Annotated in this window: 19 protein-coding genes; 2 read left to right on the top strand and 17 right to left on the bottom strand. The window is 53.2% G+C overall.

The features are described from left to right. Nucleotides 1-18 precede the first annotated feature (18 nt). Complete coding sequence (locus AC0VZ8_RS05885; protein ID WP_475486340.1) at nucleotides 19-885, top strand: ABC transporter ATP-binding protein; 867 nt, start codon at nucleotides 19-21, stop codon at nucleotides 883-885. 323 nt (nucleotides 886-1,208) lie between these two features. Here AC0VZ8_RS05885 and AC0VZ8_RS05880 read toward each other — a convergent pair whose 3' ends face one another. After that, nucleotides 1,209-1,391: a hypothetical protein gene (locus AC0VZ8_RS05880; RefSeq protein WP_113060721.1), complete on the bottom strand. Its 183-nt coding sequence runs from the start codon at nucleotides 1,389-1,391 to the stop codon at nucleotides 1,209-1,211. 341 nt (nucleotides 1,392-1,732) lie between these two features. On the opposite strand from AC0VZ8_RS05880, the gene AC0VZ8_RS05875 reads away from it, so the two are divergent. Next, nucleotides 1,733-2,161 (top strand): hypothetical protein, encoded by a 429-nt coding sequence (locus AC0VZ8_RS05875; RefSeq protein ID WP_475486339.1) that lies wholly within the window; start codon nucleotides 1,733-1,735, stop codon nucleotides 2,159-2,161. Between the two features lie 137 nt (nucleotides 2,162-2,298). Here the strand turns inward: AC0VZ8_RS05875 and AC0VZ8_RS05870 are convergent, their stop codons facing one another. From AC0VZ8_RS05870 to AC0VZ8_RS05795, 16 genes are all read right to left on the bottom strand, one after another. Beyond that, nucleotides 2,299-2,877, bottom strand: a complete 579-nt coding sequence (locus AC0VZ8_RS05870; RefSeq protein ID WP_071221327.1) for a YecA family protein — start codon at nucleotides 2,875-2,877, stop codon at nucleotides 2,299-2,301. Between the two features lie 333 nt (nucleotides 2,878-3,210). After that, the gene (locus AC0VZ8_RS05865; protein WP_475486338.1) at nucleotides 3,211-3,759 is read right to left on the bottom strand and encodes an SGNH/GDSL hydrolase family protein; all 549 of its coding nucleotides are present in this window, start codon (nucleotides 3,757-3,759) and stop codon (nucleotides 3,211-3,213) included. A gap of 115 nt (nucleotides 3,760-3,874) precedes the next feature. Next, the gene (locus AC0VZ8_RS05860; protein ID WP_475486337.1) at nucleotides 3,875-5,191 is read right to left on the bottom strand and encodes an ABC transporter substrate-binding protein; all 1,317 of its coding nucleotides are present in this window, start codon (nucleotides 5,189-5,191) and stop codon (nucleotides 3,875-3,877) included. A 294-nt stretch (nucleotides 5,192-5,485) separates the two neighbouring features. Further along, nucleotides 5,486-6,442 (bottom strand): glycoside hydrolase family 113, encoded by a 957-nt coding sequence (locus AC0VZ8_RS05855; protein ID WP_475486336.1) that lies wholly within the window; start codon nucleotides 6,440-6,442, stop codon nucleotides 5,486-5,488. A gap of 36 nt (nucleotides 6,443-6,478) precedes the next feature. Then, nucleotides 6,479-7,309, bottom strand: coding sequence for a carbohydrate ABC transporter permease (locus AC0VZ8_RS05850; protein ID WP_475486335.1), 831 nt, complete (start codon nucleotides 7,307-7,309; stop codon nucleotides 6,479-6,481). Then, a complete protein-coding gene (locus AC0VZ8_RS05845) occupies nucleotides 7,306-8,190 on the bottom strand; it encodes a carbohydrate ABC transporter permease (RefSeq protein ID WP_071221331.1) in 885 nt (294 codons plus the stop codon). The genes AC0VZ8_RS05850 and AC0VZ8_RS05845 overlap by 4 nt, the downstream gene beginning before the upstream one ends. A 114-nt stretch (nucleotides 8,191-8,304) precedes the next feature. Then, on the bottom strand, nucleotides 8,305-9,810 hold the full coding sequence (locus AC0VZ8_RS05840) for a response regulator (RefSeq protein ID WP_475486334.1): 1,506 nt from the start codon (nucleotides 9,808-9,810) through the stop codon (nucleotides 8,305-8,307). Beyond that, nucleotides 9,803-11,680, bottom strand: a complete 1,878-nt coding sequence (locus tag AC0VZ8_RS05835; RefSeq protein WP_475486333.1) for a sensor histidine kinase — start codon at nucleotides 11,678-11,680, stop codon at nucleotides 9,803-9,805. The genes AC0VZ8_RS05840 and AC0VZ8_RS05835 overlap by 8 nt, the downstream gene beginning before the upstream one ends. A gap of 1 nt (nucleotide 11,681) precedes the next feature. Then, nucleotides 11,682-12,740, bottom strand: coding sequence for a LacI family DNA-binding transcriptional regulator (locus AC0VZ8_RS05830; RefSeq protein ID WP_475486332.1), 1,059 nt, complete (start codon nucleotides 12,738-12,740; stop codon nucleotides 11,682-11,684). A gap of 244 nt (nucleotides 12,741-12,984) precedes the next feature. Further along, nucleotides 12,985-14,118 (bottom strand): SGNH/GDSL hydrolase family protein, encoded by a 1,134-nt coding sequence (locus AC0VZ8_RS05825; RefSeq protein ID WP_475486331.1) that lies wholly within the window; start codon nucleotides 14,116-14,118, stop codon nucleotides 12,985-12,987. Nucleotides 14,119-14,193: 75 nt separating this feature from the next. Continuing rightward, entirely contained in the window at nucleotides 14,194-15,609 is a 1,416-nt protein-coding gene (locus tag AC0VZ8_RS05820; protein ID WP_194541143.1) for a radical SAM protein, read from the bottom strand. Nucleotides 15,610-15,626: 17 nt separating this feature from the next. Continuing rightward, a complete protein-coding gene (locus AC0VZ8_RS05815; protein WP_475486330.1) occupies nucleotides 15,627-16,415 on the bottom strand; it encodes a prolipoprotein diacylglyceryl transferase family protein in 789 nt (262 codons plus the stop codon). Nucleotides 16,416-16,483: 68 nt separating this feature from the next. After that, nucleotides 16,484-16,747, bottom strand: coding sequence for a B-box zinc finger protein (locus tag AC0VZ8_RS05810; RefSeq protein WP_071221337.1), 264 nt, complete (start codon nucleotides 16,745-16,747; stop codon nucleotides 16,484-16,486). Between the two features lie 224 nt (nucleotides 16,748-16,971). Then, a complete protein-coding gene (locus tag AC0VZ8_RS05805; RefSeq protein WP_071221338.1) occupies nucleotides 16,972-17,418 on the bottom strand; it encodes a VOC family protein in 447 nt (148 codons plus the stop codon). Nucleotides 17,419-17,497: 79 nt separating this feature from the next. Next, nucleotides 17,498-18,427, bottom strand: coding sequence for a sigma-70 family RNA polymerase sigma factor (locus AC0VZ8_RS05800; protein ID WP_475486329.1), 930 nt, complete (start codon nucleotides 18,425-18,427; stop codon nucleotides 17,498-17,500). Then, the gene (locus tag AC0VZ8_RS05795) at nucleotides 18,427-19,032 is read right to left on the bottom strand and encodes a DUF2087 domain-containing protein (RefSeq protein ID WP_475486328.1); all 606 of its coding nucleotides are present in this window, start codon (nucleotides 19,030-19,032) and stop codon (nucleotides 18,427-18,429) included. The genes AC0VZ8_RS05800 and AC0VZ8_RS05795 overlap by 1 nt, the downstream gene beginning before the upstream one ends. Nucleotide 19,033: the final 1 nt, after the last annotated feature.

Below are 19,033 nucleotides of genomic sequence, written 5' to 3'. Positions count from 1 at the left end.
ACGAAAGGAGCTGGCGTCATGAATACGCTGGAAGCAAAGGGATTGGGTCTGTCCTATGGGGGAGACTTTATATTCGAAAATCTGGATTTAACCGTGCCTATAGGTAAAATCACCGTGTTTATCGGCAGCAACGGCTGCGGCAAGTCCACTTTGCTGCGCTCCATGGCCAGGCTGTTGAAACCGCAGCGCGGCTCGGTTGTATTGAACGGAGCCGATATCGCAAGTTTGTCCACGAAGGACGTGGCGCGTAAGCTCGCTATTTTACCCCAAGGACCTACCGCCCCGGAAGGATTAACGGTGATGCAGCTGGTAAAGCAAGGACGCTATCCGTACCAGAGCTGGCTTCGTCAATGGTCACGCGAGGATGAGGAAGCTGTCACGGCGGCGCTGGCATCCACAGGTTTGACTGAACTGGCTGACCGTACGGTTGACTCGTTATCCGGCGGCCAACGCCAGCGGGCTTGGATCGCGATGACGCTGGCACAAGAGACGCCGCTCATTTTGCTTGATGAACCGACCACCTATCTGGATTTAACCCACCAGATCGAAGTGCTGGATCTGCTGTATGAATTAAATGTTCAAGAGCAACGGACCATTGTCATGGTGCTGCATGATATCAATCTGGCCTGCCGCTATGCCGATCATATCGTCGCCATTCGCGATGGAAGCATCAAGGCCAAGGGCGCACCGGGAGAAATCATTAATTCCGAGCTGATGCAAACCGTGTTCCAACTGCCGTGCGAGATTATTCCGGACCCGTTGTACGGGACCCCGATGTGCGTCCCGCGCGGAAAAGGCATGCGCAGGCCTTCAGCCGTCAAGCAAGAACCAGCGGAACCCAAACAACCAACTACGCCACCCGCCCCTGAACTGGCACCAGTGTAGCATACATGTAATAGAGTCGGCTCCCTTCCGCATTCAAGCGGGAGGGGCCGTTTTTTTAATTTGGGCTTTTCTCGCAGTATAGGTGCTATTATCTAAAACAGGTTTTCGCAAACCAAGACATGGCAGCCGGAACGGCAGCACATCATCTGTTAAACGAATCGGCTAGCCACCCGTCCATCATTTTGGAAACAACAACCGACAAGTGCGTTCTGGAAACATGCCGACCCAAAGAAAAACCACCCTAGCCATCAGGGCAGTCACTGTATTTGGAATAAGTCATGGATCTGTCTGCCATTGCTCACTACTGCTCCGTTATCGATACATCATGACCATTTGCCTACACGCAGGTCTTTTTTCCTTTGGCGATGCGGGAGTACTTTGAACAGCTTGGACTTTTCACGTTTTCGTTGTTCCAGCAGGTTCTTTACCCCTCGCATCAATATCCGGTACCTCATCTCATCCTCGTGGCCGAACTTGCGCATCTCATCAAAATACTCGTCTGTCATCCTATCACTCCACTGTATAAGTCTATAGAACTAGAATATAGGACCGAACTATACAATTTCTAAACAAGATTGGGTTGCACGCTAAGCCGATGACTCTTGCATAGCTGAGCTGCCGGCAGCCTTCAAGGTTTGCTTTCTTCGCCGGAGGAGAGCCAGCTCTTCCTCATCTCGCCAGGCGGCTTCAGGAAGAGCGGAAAGGGGGATTCACCTTTATCTGCCTGCCCTCGTACTCGCTCGATTCGTTCCAATGTTGAACAGCGAATGTTCGTTTCACATCGGATCGACAGGTATTATACAATGAACAAAAAAAGGGGGCGTTGTTCATATGGAGTATATTCAAGTTGAACGGGCCGGTCTGGGCAGGCATCGCGGCGGGCATTCTTCTTGGGCTGTTGCTCAAGATCACCCAGCACATCACCTCGCTGGAGGTCTACACGCTGCTCCTGAACGTCGATTACGTGCCTGTCCTGAAAGAGCTGAAGCTTCCCGAACTGATCGAGTTTGCGCTGCACCTCGTCATCTCCGTCCTGCTGAGCATTCTTCTAGCCATCTTTCTAAAGTCAAAGAACTGGCCTCGGGGGCGAAGCTTGTCTTGGGTTTCCTTGGTCTGTCTGGCCGTAGGACTTCTCCTGTATCCGACTACCGTTTTGTCTAAACGTACGCCGGAGTTAACTGACCTCGCTGCCCTCCTATTCTGGCTGGCCGGTCATCTGTTATACGGCATAACTTTGGGCTGGCTGCTGACGGGTTCATGCAAAGCTTCAGCCTAGGTCCGGTTAGCAGGCCTTACGGAAACGCCGGTTTATGGATTAACGCAAAATGACCGCCACACTTGGGGGCGGTCACAGCTATGAAACCGAATGCGCAAATGCCGCACTCAATACTATGAAGCTTCACTTTGGCAGTGCTAGCGTCCCAAGGACAAGTCCTTGTCCACTTCGCTATCGGATTCCTCATCCTCGACGTTCGCGTCGTCGCCGGATGCAGCTACGCCATCCATGAAATCTTGAATCTGACCGCTGTTGCGGGTCAATGTAGCAACGGAAACCTCATGCTTCTTCGCGATATCAGACTTCGTTGTTGAAATGTTAAGCGATGAAGTTACTATATATTCTAACGCACTTGCATATCCGCCCTGTTTGCGGTACTTCGGATTGGCTTCTCGGGAGAAGCTGTTCCAGACCATCAGAAGGCTGAACACTTGAAACAGCTGCTGATCATCCTGCAATTCGTAATCCCGGCAGATTTGAGGAAACACAGACTCTGCAAGCTCACGATGCTCATCAGCGTTCCAGTCCATCCATCCCAGCTTGTCGTTAATCATCTGCCGCAATTGATCGACCTGTAGCTTAGGCTCTGCTGCTCTCGCACCAGGGAACTGGATGACTTTACCGTATACCGTGCGTTCATCTCTTTCAAGACAACATCTTTTGTACTTTTTCCCGCTTCCGCAGTGACATAGATCGTTTCTTCCTAGCTTTTTCATTTCCTAGCTCCTATTTGAATGATTTCTTCTATTATACATGGAAAATATGAAAATGCGCATCCCAAGCCTGTAGACCCTTAAGGCATGCCGACCTTCCGTGTCATAACACTCTCTTACAGGGGGGGCTTCCGATAAGAAGGTGTCCAGGCAAGTTAGATAGCAAAAAAGCGCGGGTCCCCTCTATGAAAGCCGCGCCCCTTCATATTATTCTATAATATCGTCATAACGCAAGTAGGATGTAACAAATTTGTTAGAACCTATAATAGACTTATGCCATTTTTGGTAAAGATTCCATAGAATCGCGCCTTAAGGCTCATTGGCCTTGCCCAAACGTCACAGATAGCGACCGAGCATCGCCACCACCGAGTCGGCGCACATCCGGTATCCTTCTTGATTCAAGTGAAGGCGGTCATCCGACAAATAACCGCTCAGCTCCTCTTTGACCCTGGCATTCAGATCATGAATCGTAATGCCCATCGGCACAAGCGCCTCCACCGCTGCCTGATTGTAGGCGTCAATCTCTTCATTGCTTCTGCCCTCGGATTCCGGATGCACCGGCGTCGTCGTGGCAAATACAATATGCGCATCTGTCCGCTGCAGCTCGTGGGCAATCCGCTTCAAATTGGTTACATAATCGATGATCGGCGTCAGTAATTCACCCCTCGGAGCCTCGCGGTGCACATCCCACAGGCCATTGTTCCAGTGGACGATATCAGGCGTCCCCAGCTCCTTCATCCAGAGATTGACGCCCCACAGCGTATAAAACGAGAAGCGCCCGTTCTCCCCCGGTGCCACGACCTCTGCAAGGCCTGCCAGCCTTTCTCTAACGTAAGGCTCATATCCCTCCCGGATGGAATCGCCCAGCAACAATATCCTCTTCATATATCCGCCTCCTCTTCAATCCATCTATACTCGTAACCGAAACGGCCTTATCCTGATCACCTCAGGATAAGGCCGCTCGAGCAGCACTACGGCTGAACCTGTTGGTTCCTCCAGATTAATAGCCCAGTGCGGTTTTGGCTTCCTTCCACTTCGCGTTCAGCTTGTCGAACGCAGCCTGCAGATCGTCTGCCACAATATATTCCTGAACATAATCGCCAGTACCCATACCGATTTGCGCTTTATTGGCGATTTCGTTAAACTTCGGATCGGTTGCTTCACTCTCGATCAACGTCGGATTGAACGATTGGAATTCGGCAAGCTGCGATATGGAAGACTCTGCCGACTTGATGATCGGCATGAAGCCGGAATCTTCCACATAGCCGGATTCCTTCACGAAGAAATCGACCCAAGCCGTGGCAAGCTCTTTGTTCTTGCTATCTTTGCTGACGGCGATGAAATAATCCGAACCGAGCGGTGCGTTGTACTTGCCGCTATTATCATACGGGAGCGGGAAGAAGCCGATATCCTCCGAAGCTGCTCCTGCGCCGATCACCTGCGGGATTACCCAGTTGCCCAGGAAGTACATCGCCGCTTTGCCGGAAGCCACTTCGCCCTTCGAAATCTCCCAGTTGTTCGTGTACAGGTCTTTCTCTACCCATTCATTCTGCACGAAGGTGCGTCCGATATTCGCAAGAATTCCCCAAGCATTATCCACCTGGAACGGCGCTTCCTCGGCTACCTGCTTCGAGGCGAACTGCGGATCCCCGTTCACGTACCATGCGGAGTTATCCGCCCAGTTGCCCATTGTCCATTGAGCCCCGAAGTTCATGTACAGCGGAATGATGTCCGCCGCTTTCAGCTTCTCCGCAGCCCCGTGGAGCTCATCCAGCGTGGTTGGCACTTTGTCGACGCCTGCTGCCTCGAACGCTTTTTTGTTATACACAATCCCTTGCGTATTGACGCCTGTGGAGATCCCATAGCGTTTCCCTTCGAAGAGGGTATTGTCCGCAAAATAGACATCCTCGAACATCGCGTCCGGCAGCGGCTCAAAATACTTGCTGTACTCCGAGGTGGCAAGGCCGGTCGGAATCATCAGCACGTCGCCGGCTTCTCCCGTGGTCAGACGGACCTGAATATCCGTCGCATAGTTCGTCAATCCTTCGAATTCAATTTCGGCCTTCGGATATTTTGCTTTGAAGGCCTCCACGTATTTGTCCAGGGTGCCGTCATTCACCAGGTCGGTTCGGTGCGTCAGCACCTTCAGCTTGCCGCCAAGCTCCGCTTTCTCTGATGCCTCGGTCGGCTCGCTGCCTGCGTTATTGCTCGGCGGCGTCTCAGTGCCTGCATTATTCGTTTTATTTCCTCCGCAGGCGGCCAAAATGGATGATACGGTTAAGAGCAGAAGCAGTGCCATCGTGAATCTTTTTTTCATTTCGTCTTCCCCCTGTACTATGAATGTATTACGCTTCCCGTTTTCTCATGAAGCGCTTACTGATATCGCTTACATTTCAAATGATAATCGCTAACACGCCTAAAACAAATGAAGTGTTTTTGTTTTTATTGTCATAAATTATGCTAACATATCATTTTCTTGTTAGGTTCCAGAATATCTCCTTAACTATAGCAAAATCGCACCGCGCGTCTAAAGAAGCAAGCGGTGCGATACCAACCCTATATTCTTAAGCTCAGCTACCTGGCGAACCCGGTAAGTCCAGCCGGTAACAATCTAAACCCGAATTCCGGCAGCATAAAATGTCTTCACCGTCTCCTCGGCCAACTTGCCGTACATGCAATAATCATCGTTCAGGGCCGCTTCCTCCAGACCGTACAGCCGTGCCGGCCAGTCCCACAGCATGTACCCCTGCATCCAATCCCGCTTGGCGCAGGCCGCGAACATTGCTTCATAATAACGCCGCTGCTCCTCCTCCGACGGGCCGCCGGGCAGCGACCAATCGTTCGGCCGGGCCGGGGAGCCCTCGCGGCTCGGGCAGCCAGCTTCCATGAAGAAGAACGGCTTGTTCCATCGGCGGACCGTGCCTTCAATCCGGTCCAGCTGCTCCTCCCACTGATCGATCGGATAATAGCCGCTGGAGGAGATGATATCTACCGCATCCCACCAGCGCACGCGCTCCTCCTGATATTTATCGCAGTTATACGTCACCAGCCCGCTATAAACGCTTCGTACACCGGCAATCAGGGCCCGCCACTCCACGTCCCGCTTGTCGGCCTGCACCATCTCACAGCCCACGCACAGCATCTCGCAGTGCTCTTCCTCCGCGATTTCGGCATAATGGCGAATGAATTCCTCATAGGATCGGAACCATTCGGCCCAGCTCGGTTCACCGGGAACCTCCTCGTCGAAGAAGTTAATATGGGCTCGCCATGTTCCGTTCGCGACGTTCACGACCGGCTTCAAGCACACCTTCAGGCCCAGGCTCTTCGCCTTGCGGATGGCCCATCGCACCTCGTCATCCGTCACCGTCGGTTCCTCCCGGAACGGGATTTCCGTCGACTGCGGCGTTGCCTGCACGGCAGACAGCGCAATGGCCACCCAATTCACGTTCATGTCCGCCATGCGTTCCATGGAGAATTCCGCCTCGGGTCCCGACCAGGAGCCCCGTACGCCAGTCCATCCCCAGGTCATGCCGCATACTTTTTCCGTCCACGTGTTTGTCGAGTTCATATATCGAGTCTCCTCTTCTACATCGTCTAGTGTTCGTTATTTGACTGCTCCGTTCGTAACCCCCGCAAAAATATACCGCTGCATGAACAAGAACAACACGACCGTCGGAATGAAAATAATGAGAATGCCTGCCGAGATCACGTTCAGCTGCGCCGCGTTCGGACCGATGAAAGAATAAATCGCGGTAGACACCACCTTCAGGTCTTGGCTCGGCATATATAGATACGGCGTGTAAAAATCGTTGTAAATCGAGATGCTCTTCAGAATGACCAAGGTGGCCGTAGCCGGCGCAAGCAGCGGGAAGATGATGGAACGGTAGATTTTGAACAGGGACGCCCCCTCCAGCATGGCGCTCTCATCCAGATCCCGCGGGATGCTGTTGACGAATTGCAGATAGATGACGATCTGGAGCACATCAGCCCCCAGGTACAGCAGAATCGGCGCAAACATCGTGTTGTATGCTCCCAGGCTCTGGATGACGCTGAAGGTAGCCACTTGTGTCGTGACCATCGGGATGACCTGAGCGACCAGATACATGCCCATGATGGCTTTTTTCATCTTGAACTCAAACCGTCCGACGGCATAAGCGACCATGGTGCCAAACAGGATATTGCCGACAACCGAAATGACCAGCACGATCAGGATATTGCGAAAGCCAAGTCCCAAATCCCCGATATCGATTACCCGCTTAAAGTTCTCGAAGTTAAAGAAATTATCCGGTAGACTAAGGCCTGATTGATAATACTCCACCTGGGTCTTGAACGCCCCTACAAAGATGAAGTAAATCGGAAAAAACACCACGAACAAAGCGACAACCAGCGTGAAATAGTTGAACATCGTAAAGCCGAGCGAGCGTTCCCTTCTCATGATTGCTTCTCCTCCCTGAACAGCAGCTTCCGCTGGATGACAATGAACAGCAACACGATGATCAGCAGCACGACCGCCATCGCCGAGGCCAGTCCGAAGTTCTGATACTTGAATGCCGTATCCACCGTTTTGATAACGAAGGTCGACGTATCGTTCGCCCCGAGCAGCATCACAAACGGAATATCGAACGCTTCAAGAGCGCCCGTCAAGGTGAGGATGAGCATCAGCTCCAGTACGCCCCGGATGCTAGGCAAGGTAATGTAACGGAACTTCTGCCAACCCGATGCCCCGTCAATCGAGGCTGCCTCGTACAGGTCACCCGGAATCGATTGGAGCGCCCCGATAAAAATAACCATGTTCAGCCCCATGTACTTCCACATCGAGATGAACGCCAGGGCAAAATTCACGATCCCCTTATCGCCCAGCCAGCTCTGCTGCAAGGATTCGAGCCCCAGTGCGCCGAGCAGCGTATTCAGCGAGCCGTATTCCATGTGGTATACGTTCTTGAACATGATGACCGTGGCCACGCTGTGCAGCACGTACGGCAGGAACAAAGCAACCCGGAAGCCGTTCCTCCCCTTCAGCTTGCTTGTCAGAATGACGGCAAAATAGAGGGCAAACACGACCTGGATGAGGCCCCCGACCAGATAATACAGATTGTTCTTGAGTGAACTGAACACTTCAGGCTTCGTAAAAATTTCGACGTAATTATCAAAGCCGATAAAGTTCATATCCCAGCCGAGACCCGACCAGTCCGTCAAGCTGTAATACAACAGCGATAGTGCCGGATAATAAGAGAAGGTCAGTGACAAGAGCACCGGAATGGCAAGGAAACCGAACAGAATAAGATAGCGCTGCGTTTTATAACTGAAATTGAACACGTTCCCTTCCTCGCTTTCTTGATGAAATGGTACCGTTTTCAATCATTATAAAAGACAGCGCCCCGAAAAATAATAGACTTTGTTTGCTTTTATTGTCCTCAGTTTAGATAACAGTCACCTAACAAAATCGCGGTACTCCTTTGGTGTTTTCCCCGTCATTTTTTTGAATACTTTATTAAAATAAGCCGGGTCCGGGTAACCCACGCGTTCGCCGACCATATACGTCTTGAGCCCGTGATCCTCCTTCAGCAGCCGCTTGGCATGCTCGATTCGCACGGCGATACAATAGTCGGTAATCGTCTCCCCCGTCTCGGTCTTGAACAGCTTGCTCAAGTAACTCGGGGTCAAATAGACCAGATCGGCGAGGTGCTGCAGCTCTATTTCCTCGGTATAATGCTGCTGAATATAGGCTTTGATCGTCTCCACAGCCCGGTGCTCGCTCTTCCCTTGATCCAGAAGCCCGGCGGCCTGCTCCACAGCGGTCTTCAGCAGGCCCGCGAAGGAGCGCCAATTCTCGCTGTTTCCCGGCTCCAGGTTCCAATCCACATCCCCGACTGGAATGCCGCGCTGCTTCATCTCTTCCGCCATATATGACTCCAGGGAAAAACAAACCTCTCTCAGCTCGGCCCAGCCCGGCTGCAGGGAAGCCGTCTCATCCAGCCATGTCCGCAGCGCCGCCGGCAAGCGCGCATACTCGCCGGCACGCAGTGCCGGAAGCAGCAGCTTATCCAGCGAACGGACAAGCCGGTAGCGCTCTTCCTTCTGAACCGGCTGTCTGCCTTCACCCCCACAGCAGCGCCTTTCGTCGCTGTACCAAGCCTGCTCCAGCACGCGCGCGGCTTCCCTATAGGCCTCCGGCAGCCATCGGCTTCCACTGAACACGCCGCTGATGCCTGCCTTCGCCGATGTGCACGCGGGAAGCTGCTGCAGGAGCATCGCAGCCCATTCCCTTACGATATTCGCATGGCTGGACTCTGCAATGGACACCAGGATCGCCTGCCGTTCCCCTTCGCAGTCGATAATTTTCTGCTCAGCCCCCCAAGCCGATGTCCATTCAAGCAGCCTCTCTTCCACGATTTCCGGGAATGTGCGAAGCAGGATGACCGCATAATATCCGTGGAACAGCGTCTGCTGATCCAGTCGGTCGCAGACTTCCTCGAACAAATGCCCCGGCATTTTTCGCTGATCCGCGCCTAACAGGAAGCTCACCAGATCGTCCGACTCCAGCTTGCGCTCGTTCTGCTCGCCCTTGACCAGCTCGTCGACGTTCTCCAGCATGCGAAGCAGCTCTTTCATGTTGACCGGCTTGAGCAAATACTCCAGGGCTCCCTGCCGCATGGCGGTCCGGGCATATTCGAAATCGTTATAACCGCTCAGCACGGCGAATTTGGTATGGAAGGCCATCTGCTTGATATTCGCCATCAGCTGGAGCCCGTTCATTTGCGGCATTTTGATATCGGTAATAACCAGATCGGGCTGCAGCTCATGCCATTGATCCAGCAGCTCCTGACCGCTTGCGAACGTCCCCACGACGCGGTACTGCTCGCCTGCATCCTGTATGAGCTTGCCCAGCCCTAACCTGATCCGTTCCTCATCATCCACCACTGCAATGTTAAGCATTCGCAAGTCCTCCTGTTCTCGGTTCTTCTATATGGTCCGCGGGAAAGGTAATCCGAACGGAAGTGCCCTGCCCTTCCTCGCTGTCTACGGCAAGGCCGTAAGGTCTGCCGTATCGGAGCTGAAGTCTCTCATGCACATTGCGCAGCCCGACCCCCCGGCCGTCCGTACCTTGAGGCAGCGCCTGATCCAGCAAGTGGCGCAGCCTGTCAAGCGCTTCTGTCGACATGCCCAGCCCGTCATCCGTTACGGTAAAAACATGGTCCGTACCATCCATGGCATAGGTAATGGTCAGGTGGAGCACGGGTTTGTTCTCGTCAAAGCCATGATTGACGGCATTCTCGATAATCGGCTGAAACAGCAGCTTCATCACCTTAATCGAATTAGCTGCCGGATCATCCGGCAATGTCAGCATGAACCGCTCGCCGTAACGGTAATTGAGCAGCTCGATGTAGGCTTTGACATGCTCCCACTCGTGCTTCACCTCCACGACCTCGCTGCCGGCATGAATGCTGTAACGGAGCTGCTGGCCTAACAGCTGAACCATATCCCCCACCTCATGATCATCATGAAGGACGGCCGTCATCCGGATCGTCTCCAGCGTGTTGTAGATAAAATGCGGATTGATCTGGTGCTGTAGACGCTCCAGCTCCGCCTCCTTCTTCCGCTTCTCGATCGTGTAAATATCATCAATAAGCTGTTTGATGCGTGCCATCATCCGGTTGAACGAAACCCCGATCAGCGATGCCTCGTCACGCCTTCGGACCGGGAACACCACATCCAGCTTGCCGGTCTGCACCTGCTTCATCAGATGGACGATGGACCGCAGCGGTCTTGTCAGTGCATAAATCAGAATCAGGGAAATGATAAGGGCAAAGCTGGTAACGCCGACAGCCGCAGCGATCGTAATTTTGCGGGTCTTAAGCGCATCCTGCATCAGCTGACGCTCCGGCACCGTAATCAGGATCAGCCAGCCCGTCTGCTCGGATTTCCGATAAACGACCAGCTGCTCCTCCCCGCCGACCTCAAGCCGAAAGCTTCCTTCGTTACCGGTGGCCTGGGCAAGCGCCTCATTATCGGTCATGCTGCGGGACAAATATTTCTTCTCGCTGTCATAGATCACGGTCCCGTTGTCATCCAGGATGAAGGTGGTGCCGTGCGTCGTTTCCTCCAGGTCGGTGACGATGTTCTCGATCACGCCGATGTTGGCATCCACCACAATGGTGCCGATAGAATGATACGATTTGTCGATAATGTCGCGGACGACCGTGAACATATACTGCTTGCTGCCGGCGGACACGGCGATCTCCTGCGTGCTGACCAGCACGGGCCGGCCGCCGGCCGCCGTGGCGAGTTTGCGCCAGTTGTCATAGTACTGCTGCAGATTCGAGCGGTTCCCGCCGCTTTTGACCACGTAGTACGGGTTGCCGAAAAGGTCGAACAGATACACGTTACTCGTGCCTTCCTTTATGTTGTTCATGAAATAGATGCTCCGCTCGACCTTGCGCGTGATCTGGAGCTTCAGCTCGCTCTCGTTCAGGCTCGCCGATTCCTTCGGCTCTCCTTCCGCCTGGTAATGCCGATTCGACAGCTCAAGCCCTGACTGAATTTCATTGAGGTACGAGGGAATGATCGAAATTTTCATCATATCGGTCACGTAATCGTCCAGCTTGCCCATCATTTTGCTCGACAGCTGGGACACGTAGGCGACCGTATTGTTCTCGATGGTGGCCGTATAGCGTTCTGCCGCAAAATACGTGATGAGTCCGATCGGCAGAATGATCAGAAACAGAAAGACCACAAACAGCTTCCGGTCCAGACGCCCAGCCGGCCGCTCCTTCCATAGACGGGCAATGCAGCCGCGCATATTCATCTCAATCGACCTTCTTGGCATAAGCCGTGGATTCGCGGAGGATGAAGTCGCCGGCAAGCAGTATTTTTTCCAGCGGGCTATCCGGCTGCTCCACTCGTCTCATCAACATCTCCACAGCTCTGCGTCCGAACGCCTCCTTGTTGACGTGAATGGTGCTCAGCGACGGAGTCGCAAAAGCCGCATCCTCAATGTTGTCAAAACCGGTAACCGAGCAATCTGCGGGCACTTTGGTACCCAGCTTGCCAAGGACCGTCATAACGCAGATGGCAATGGAGTCGTTCGCGCACACAAAGGCGGTCGGGAGCTCATCTATCCGACTTATAATCATCTCCAGCGCCTCCGTCATTTCGGAGCGGTTGTCCCCTTCGAAGCTAAGCAGCTCCTCGTTCTGATTCAGCGGGATCCCCTGCTCGCCGAGAACGGAGCGGTACCCTTGATACCGATCGGTGAAGCTGCGCGAAAACCGGACGTTACCCACGAACTGAAGCTTTCGATGCCCGCACCCCGTCAAGTAATTGGTTACCCGTCTCGTGCACTCCACATTGTTCATGAACAGGGAGTCTGACGGAATCAGCGGATCTTCATGATCGATCAATACGAAGGGGATATCCAGGCTGCGGATTTCGAGAAGCAGCTGCGACGAGATGAATCCGACGCCGATGATGCCTCTCACCCCGCTCGGATTAATCAGGTTCGCAAAGCTGTCCTTGAATTGGTCGGTCACGATGACCATCCCCGTCTCCCTCAGCTCAAGCTCATTTGTGATTCCATCGATAATTCGTCCCCAATACAGGGAATCACGTGTCTGATAACGGACATTCGGAACGAGCACGATTACGGTCTCCCTTGCGGCAAGGGTGCCGCTGGCGTTAGTTTCGTTCTTCTTGCCTCCGGCCTTCGGCGGCTTATTGGCAAAATAGCCGAGTTGGGTCGCGACGTTCACGATTTTCTCCCTTGTCTCCAAACTGACGCCGGATTTACCTGAAAGCGCTTTAGAAACTGCGAACTTTGAAAGGCCGAGATGATCGGCAATTTGCTGCATCGTGACTCTTCCTGCCATAAGCTGCACACATCCTTTAGCATAATCGGTTAGTTATTAGTTATTTGTTATCATAACATTCGATTTATTAGGCAAACAATTAAAACTTTTTGAATTAGGCGAGGGCACAGACAAAAGCCCGTTCCAACCAGGAACGGGCTTTGTAACTTAATGATTCACCTTATTAACGTTTCATTGCGATAAATGAAACTCCATACAGACACCTACATACACCTATTCGCTAACATTTGGACTGTTAACTGCCCTATCGCCCTGCTGCAGCGGCTCTATCGCCAATTACTTGCCTTAGCACAGGCTCAAGCCCATCCGCCATCAGCTTGAAGCCAAGGTCCGTCGGATGAACCCCATCAACGGTCGTTTCCCCGGGATCGTCACCTAACCAATCCGATCCATCCACAAACGTTAGGTTATGGTCTCCGGCCTCAGTCAGTTCCCGAATGAGCTCCATCTGAAACTTTTTCCGCGCGAGCCGTCCTTCGCGAAACTCCGGCATAAACGACTCGGCTCCATGAGGGATGCGGGATACCAGGATGATGGGAACCTCGGGATGAAACTTCCGGTAAGTCTCGATATACTGCGGCAAGGTCTTCCGATAAGCTTCGGTCCCCCCGCAATTCGCCTCATAATCAATCACGAGGCAGGCCGGCGCAGAGATTTGGGCGGCCAGCTCGGCAAGCTCCGGCTCACCCTTGCCGTTCCCCGAGAAGCCCAGGTTGACAAACTCCAGATGCAGCCTGCGGCTTAAGATATTCGTGTACGACATGCCGGGACGCGACGCGCATCCGCCTTGGGTAATGGAGGTTCCGTATACAATCACTTTTTGGGAAGAATCATAGGATTCCGGTGCCCAGACCTCCGCTTCTGGTTCAAGTCCAATCCACATCTCCTCGACGCCCTGGTATAAAGGCATGTTGAGCAGGAACGAGCGTACTTTGCGGTCCTCAACAGTGAAAAGGCTGCTCTCATACTCTACCTGACCTGGCTGGAAACGGGCCGTTCCTGCATGTTTCCACTCGCCTGGGCCGCCGATATACGCATCCACGCCGCACTCCCCCGTTGGCGGCATGTGATACATGCCGGATCCTGCGGTCAGCCGCACGCGGACCGAGACGCTTCGGGAATTCGTGCGGAAGCGGATCTGACCACCTGATGTGCAGTTCGCTAATGCATCCACCTCTGGCCCTATGGGAACATCAGGTACGGTAGGCAGCCTGCGATATTTATGTTCAACGTTGAGCCAGGCAAAGCCCGATACTCGGAACGGCTCCTCCAATGGGGAATACCATAACAGTTCGTCCGCTCCGGCGTTACCAATCTTCATGTTCTGATCCAACTGAAACGGAGACACCTTATCAGTTTCAGGGCTATTGTTCTGCACAATGTATCGCCTCCCTATGTAAGCTCGGGTCGACTTTTCGTTTCATTGGCATGGAGTGCATTGCCTTAGAACGGCTTACCGGTCCCAGGCCGTGGCAACCTCTGCCTTCAGCTCCTTCAGCAGCTCTTCCTTGTCATCCCGGTAGAACATGTTGTAGGTATCGAACGGGATCATCCGTCCGTCGGGATGCATGATGTGGACGCAGGATTTCTTGACGGAGCGGACATCGAAGTTATGGGCATCCAGGAACTGCATGATAATGACCCGGAAGACGTTGTCATAGGTAATCTGCTCCGGTACGGCGGCCAGCGGCAGACAGCAGAGCAGGCTCTTCAGGGAGAGCGCCGAGGATTGCGGCGAATGGCCCGTTGACAGCAGCTCAAACATTTTGCTCCGGATCACCGGATCCTGCTCAAACACAATCGTGTTGCTGTCGCCCTCGAGCAGGATTTCCGGGTCGATCATCCGCGTCAACGGCAGCACTTCCCCGCCCAGTTTCAAGGCGTAGCCCATAGCCAGGCAATCCGGATGGCAAGGCACCGGCAGAATGTCCGCATCCGTAAACACCTCGGACTGATCGATGATCATACGCCGGACTTCGCTCACGGTCAGCCGGTCGGTTGCCGGATCATACCCCTCCAGCCGGCCTGCTGCCTGAATCGGCTGAATCGTCACGCCGCGCACCGCTTTTTGCTGAAGTCCGTACTGAATAATGTCTCCGATCTCGCCGTCATTGAGGCCTTTCTTCAGCGTGACGACCAGCGTCGTGGATATGTTGAATTCATTCAGATGGTCAATGGCCTGCTGGCGGATGCGCCGCAGGTCGGCCCCTCTCAGCTCCTTCAGCACATGCGCCTCAAAGCTGTCGAACTGCAGGTAGATTTCGAAGCCGGGCATATATTCGGCGAGCCTCCGCGCAAAATCGCGGTCCTGGGCAATGCGGATACCGTTCGTGTTCACCATAATATGCTTGATGGGGCGGCTCTTGCACATGTCCAGGATGTCAAAAAAATCCGGATGCGTCGTCGGCTCGCCGCCGCTGATCTGCACGATGTCGGGCTCCCCCTCGTTCTCGACGATCCGGTCTAGCATGAATTCGATCTGTGCAAGCGACCTGTAGGATGTGCGATGCGGCGACGATTCCGCGAAGCAGATCGGGCACTGCAGGTTGCAGTGGTCCGTGATCTCCAGCAGCGTGAGACAGCTGTGCTGCTCATGGTCCGGACAGAGTCCGCAGTCGTAAGGACAGCCGTAACGGATCGGCGTATTCCAGACGAGCGGCATTTCGGACGGCTTGATGAACTTCCGCGTCTGATGGTAATAATCGGCCTCGGTTGCGATCAGCACTTTTTCCGGACCGTGAACGAGGCATCTTTTGAGCATATAGATCATGCCGTTCTCCTCGATGATCTTGGCTTCCACTTTGCGGTAACAGGTCGTGCATATGCTATTGGTCAGTTCATGATACAGATAAGGCCGGTTTTTTGGCATAATCAAGACTCCTTTGGTCAGCTTGGAAGTTGGGAACCCGGCATCGAACGGCGAAGCCTATTTCTGCCGCCGATCAGCCACGCATAATAGATGAGGCCCGCGATGCAGGCTAATTGAATATTGTTCAGTCCCAGGTAAGGATGCGGCGTCGGCTTGATCCAGTCGATCACCAGGCGGAACAGCAGATACCCGGCCATAAACCATTGAAACATCCGCCCGGACACGTAGCCCTCGCGAGTGGATCTGCCCCGGCTTTGGCGGTACAGCGGAAGCAGCAGCAAGGCCAGCACGATCAGGAACAGGATCTCATACAGCTGAGTCGGATGGCGATAAACCCCGTCGCCAAAATCCACACCCGTGAACCAGGTCGTCGGCGTACCGTAGGTATGGTCATCCAGACCGGTCAGAAAACAGCCGATCCGTCCGAGTCCCAGGCCCAGCATCAGCGGATAAACAAAATCATCGCCCGTGGAATGCTTCCATCCCACCAAGCGCTTCGTCAGCTCAACGCCGATCAATCCGCCCAGAAGACCGCCTACAATCGTCTTGCCTCCCCACAGCAGATGGAATTGGCGCAGCTGTTCCCAGGTGGCGGCCGGATCCTCCAGCCAGAATAGCAGCTTGGAGCCAATGGCCGCGCCGGCAATGATTCCAGCCAGAATCTGCAGGCTCATCAGCTTCGTCATGCCGCTCGGCCTGCGGGTCCATAAATACACGCGGAAGCCGATAAAGTAGGCCAGCGATTCAAACAGCACGTGCGGATGAATCCGCCAGGAACCCAGGTACACATAAACAGGAAACTCCATCTGTCCACTCCTTGATATCAAAACTTGAATTGGAAAAGCAATCTAACCGGAAATAGGCACGCGTTATTTTAATAAGAAAACAAGATTGCGCCGCAAATCGTTAGCAGCAGCAGCGCAAGGCCGCCCAAGATGGCCAGTATGGAGATGATCACGGTCACCCATACGTTCCTTTGCCGTCCCGGCATGCCGGGAGCGGGGTTCATCTCACCGCAGCGGTAGCGACAGCGGCCTGTTTCCGGATTATGGCATTCCTGACACACTGGCTTCCCGCAGCGAGTGCACTGAGCGACTGCCTCCCTCTCGGGATGGTTCATGCAGCGGTAGACTTCCATCCAATCACCTCACTTGGCATTTAATCCCTATATCCCCCATTGTAAACGTTACCGGTGAATTAGACTACCACCTACATTTACGACGCTTGTCCCAGGATTATGAGTAACATTGGAAGGCGCCAGACCCAGCAGCAAAGATGGGCCCGGCGCTTTAACAACAAAAAAAGGCAAGCCTCTGCCTTATGAAAGCCAGCGCTTGCCTATCCATTCCCATCTTCTATCCGTCAGCTCGTGGGTGCATCCTGCCAAACATTAAACTTGTTGCCGTCCATATCCTTGAATTTGAACTGCAATCCGCAGGCACCGTGATCAACCAGCGGCTCGACCTCTGCCCCGTTCTCCCGCAGCCGTTTGTGCAGCTCGGTAATATTCTCGACCTCGAAGGTTAACGAGAACATCTCATAGTTCTCCCCATCCCATTGGTTGGTTACAAAATTGGCTGTTCGGTTATCGAGCGTTTCCAGCAGGAATAGCCACTGTCCGTCCCCTAGGATCAGGATAGCGCCCGTATCGTCGCATTTTCTCACAGTAAGGCCAAATAGCTCAGAGTACCATTTTACCGCCAGCGGAAGATTCCTTACCGGGAGATAATTGCAATGAACCCTCTTTAGCAAAGGCTTGTTCACGGATTGGAGCTTGGGCACTTCGTTTAATTGGTTGTCTGTCGTCATCCTATTCACCTCTTGTTTAATGTGGTTACAATATATAGACGATGGAGCCGGATCAATTCCGTCACGAAGTCACTATTTTTTATCCATGTTTTTCAATCGCAAGATACTTATTGCCATCGGGATCATAAAATGCCAGCCATTTGCCGAATACATCATCCTCCCGGATCGGCTCGCTTCTAACCCCTTGCTGATGCAGCTGGTGCCCTAACTGCCCAACGCTCGCTACTTCGAACGTGAGTACTGGCAAGCTGGCCGGTGAGTGATGCTGACATTCGAGCAAATACAATTCCTGTCCGGATTCCAGTACCGGATTTCCGTGCCTGCTGGTTTCCAGATGAAAATGCAGGATAAACCATGCGGTCGCCTGAATTTTATCCGTGACTGGAATATAGAAATGACCGGCTCGCTTAAGGACTTGCTCCGAGACCTGCTGCTCGAAATCCCTCCCCAGACGATGGGTATGGAAATAATGCTCGAAATCACGGGCAAGATGCTGTTTCAAAACTTCTCTGGTACGTCGTATACGGCTTTCAACCGCAGACACCGACATATTAAGGAACTGTCCGATCTCTTTCATGGACCACTCGCTTAAGTAATGCAGCACGACAACGGATCTACTCTTCTCCTCCAATTCCTGCAAGGCTCCCCAGACGGAATCATGGATCACATATTGTTCCAGCCATGGCGTGATATTGTCCGATGATAGAGCCGTTTCATCCAGCGGGAGCGTTCGCCTGCTTCTTTTGGCAAAATCGAGGCTGGTCCGGTGCGCAATCGCATATAGCCAGCTGCCAAGCTTGGCAGGATCGTTCAGGATATGCAGGTTGCGATAGCACTTCAGAAATGCTTCCTGCACCGCATCCTGTGCCTCGTGGAAATCTCCCAGCACGCTGTATGCAACGGATAACAGGGCGTTGGAATACTCGTTGACGATCATCCGGTAGGCATCGAAATCCCCCGCTTTGGCATCCTCGATCCGTTGATAGGATAGCGGCGAATGTTCTTTCATTAGGACAGATCCTCCCACCTTGCCCACATCTCTTGCGGATTAAGCTCATATACCCCATTATCCCTGAACATGAAATGATGCATGATGAACTCCCGGCGAAGAGTCGCAAAGTCCTCATGGTAACCCTGAATAAACTCGTTGATTTCCTTCTCGGTGTACTTACGTCCCTTCTCAAGTCGGGATACCATATGCGTAAGCACGATGAGTTTCTTCTTCAGCTGGGCAGGGATGCTCTTCAGCTTTCCATCGGAAGTGAAAAAATTGTTCACGACAGCGTCCCTCGTCCGCTGATCGTCTTCCTCCAAGCGCTCCGGAACGCCTGCGGGCCTTACTCTCTGATAGATCAATTTCTCCGTCGCTCTCGCACTATTTTCGATAAAATAATCATTTAACGAAAAATAGATTGTGTTCTTATCCCTGCGCTCTTTAATCAGGCTCGCTTCCCGCAGCTTCGCTGCATGGTGCGTAATCGTTGCCGGGGTGACGCCGATCTTCTCAGCCAGCACCTGTCCGTTCAATTCGCCTTCGGCTAACAGGATCAGCATTTTGATTCGCGTCGGGTCTGCAAGCGCCTTATGATAACTAACCACCTTATCCAATTGCATG

This window comes from Paenibacillus sp. QJM3NY_38 (assembly GCF_056173265.1).
This window is presented reverse-complemented; position numbering and strand designations above follow the sequence as displayed.

Bases quoted from the DNA above. Each gene is read 5' to 3' on its own strand.
- AC0VZ8_RS05880 (WP_113060721.1), bottom strand. From the start codon at position 1,391: ATGACAGACGAGTATTTTGATGAGATGCGCAAGTTCGGCCACGAGGAT.
- AC0VZ8_RS05870 (WP_071221327.1), bottom strand. From the start codon at position 2,877: ATGAAAAAGCTAGGAAGAAACGATCTATGTCACTGCGGAAGCGGGAAA.
- AC0VZ8_RS05830 (WP_475486332.1), bottom strand. From the start codon at position 12,740: ATGGCAGGAAGAGTCACGATGCAGCAAATTGCCGATCATCTCGGCCTT.
- AC0VZ8_RS05855 (WP_475486336.1), bottom strand. From the start codon at position 6,442: ATGAACTCGACAAACACGTGGACGGAAAAAGTATGCGGCATGACCTGG.
- AC0VZ8_RS05795 (WP_475486328.1), bottom strand. From the start codon at position 19,032: ATGCAATTGGATAAGGTGGTTAGTTATCATAAGGCGCTTGCAGACCCG.
- AC0VZ8_RS05860 (WP_475486337.1), bottom strand. From the start codon at position 5,191: ATGAAAAAAAGATTCACGATGGCACTGCTTCTGCTCTTAACCGTATCA.
- AC0VZ8_RS05850 (WP_475486335.1), bottom strand. From the start codon at position 7,309: ATGAGAAGGGAACGCTCGCTCGGCTTTACGATGTTCAACTATTTCACG.
- AC0VZ8_RS05815 (WP_475486330.1), bottom strand. From the start codon at position 16,415: ATGGAGTTTCCTGTTTATGTGTACCTGGGTTCCTGGCGGATTCATCCG.
- AC0VZ8_RS05835 (WP_475486333.1), bottom strand. From the start codon at position 11,680: ATGAATATGCGCGGCTGCATTGCCCGTCTATGGAAGGAGCGGCCGGCT.
- AC0VZ8_RS05800 (WP_475486329.1), bottom strand. From the start codon at position 18,427: ATGAAAGAACATTCGCCGCTATCCTATCAACGGATCGAGGATGCCAAA.
- AC0VZ8_RS05885 (WP_475486340.1), top strand. From the start codon at position 19: ATGAATACGCTGGAAGCAAAGGGATTGGGTCTGTCCTATGGGGGAGAC.
- AC0VZ8_RS05805 (WP_071221338.1), bottom strand. From the start codon at position 17,418: ATGACGACAGACAACCAATTAAACGAAGTGCCCAAGCTCCAATCCGTG.
- AC0VZ8_RS05865 (WP_475486338.1), bottom strand. From the start codon at position 3,759: ATGAAGAGGATATTGTTGCTGGGCGATTCCATCCGGGAGGGATATGAG.
- AC0VZ8_RS05840 (WP_475486334.1), bottom strand. From the start codon at position 9,810: ATGCTTAACATTGCAGTGGTGGATGATGAGGAACGGATCAGGTTAGGG.
- AC0VZ8_RS05810 (WP_071221337.1), bottom strand. From the start codon at position 16,747: ATGGAAGTCTACCGCTGCATGAACCATCCCGAGAGGGAGGCAGTCGCT.
- AC0VZ8_RS05820 (WP_194541143.1), bottom strand. From the start codon at position 15,609: ATGCCAAAAAACCGGCCTTATCTGTATCATGAACTGACCAATAGCATA.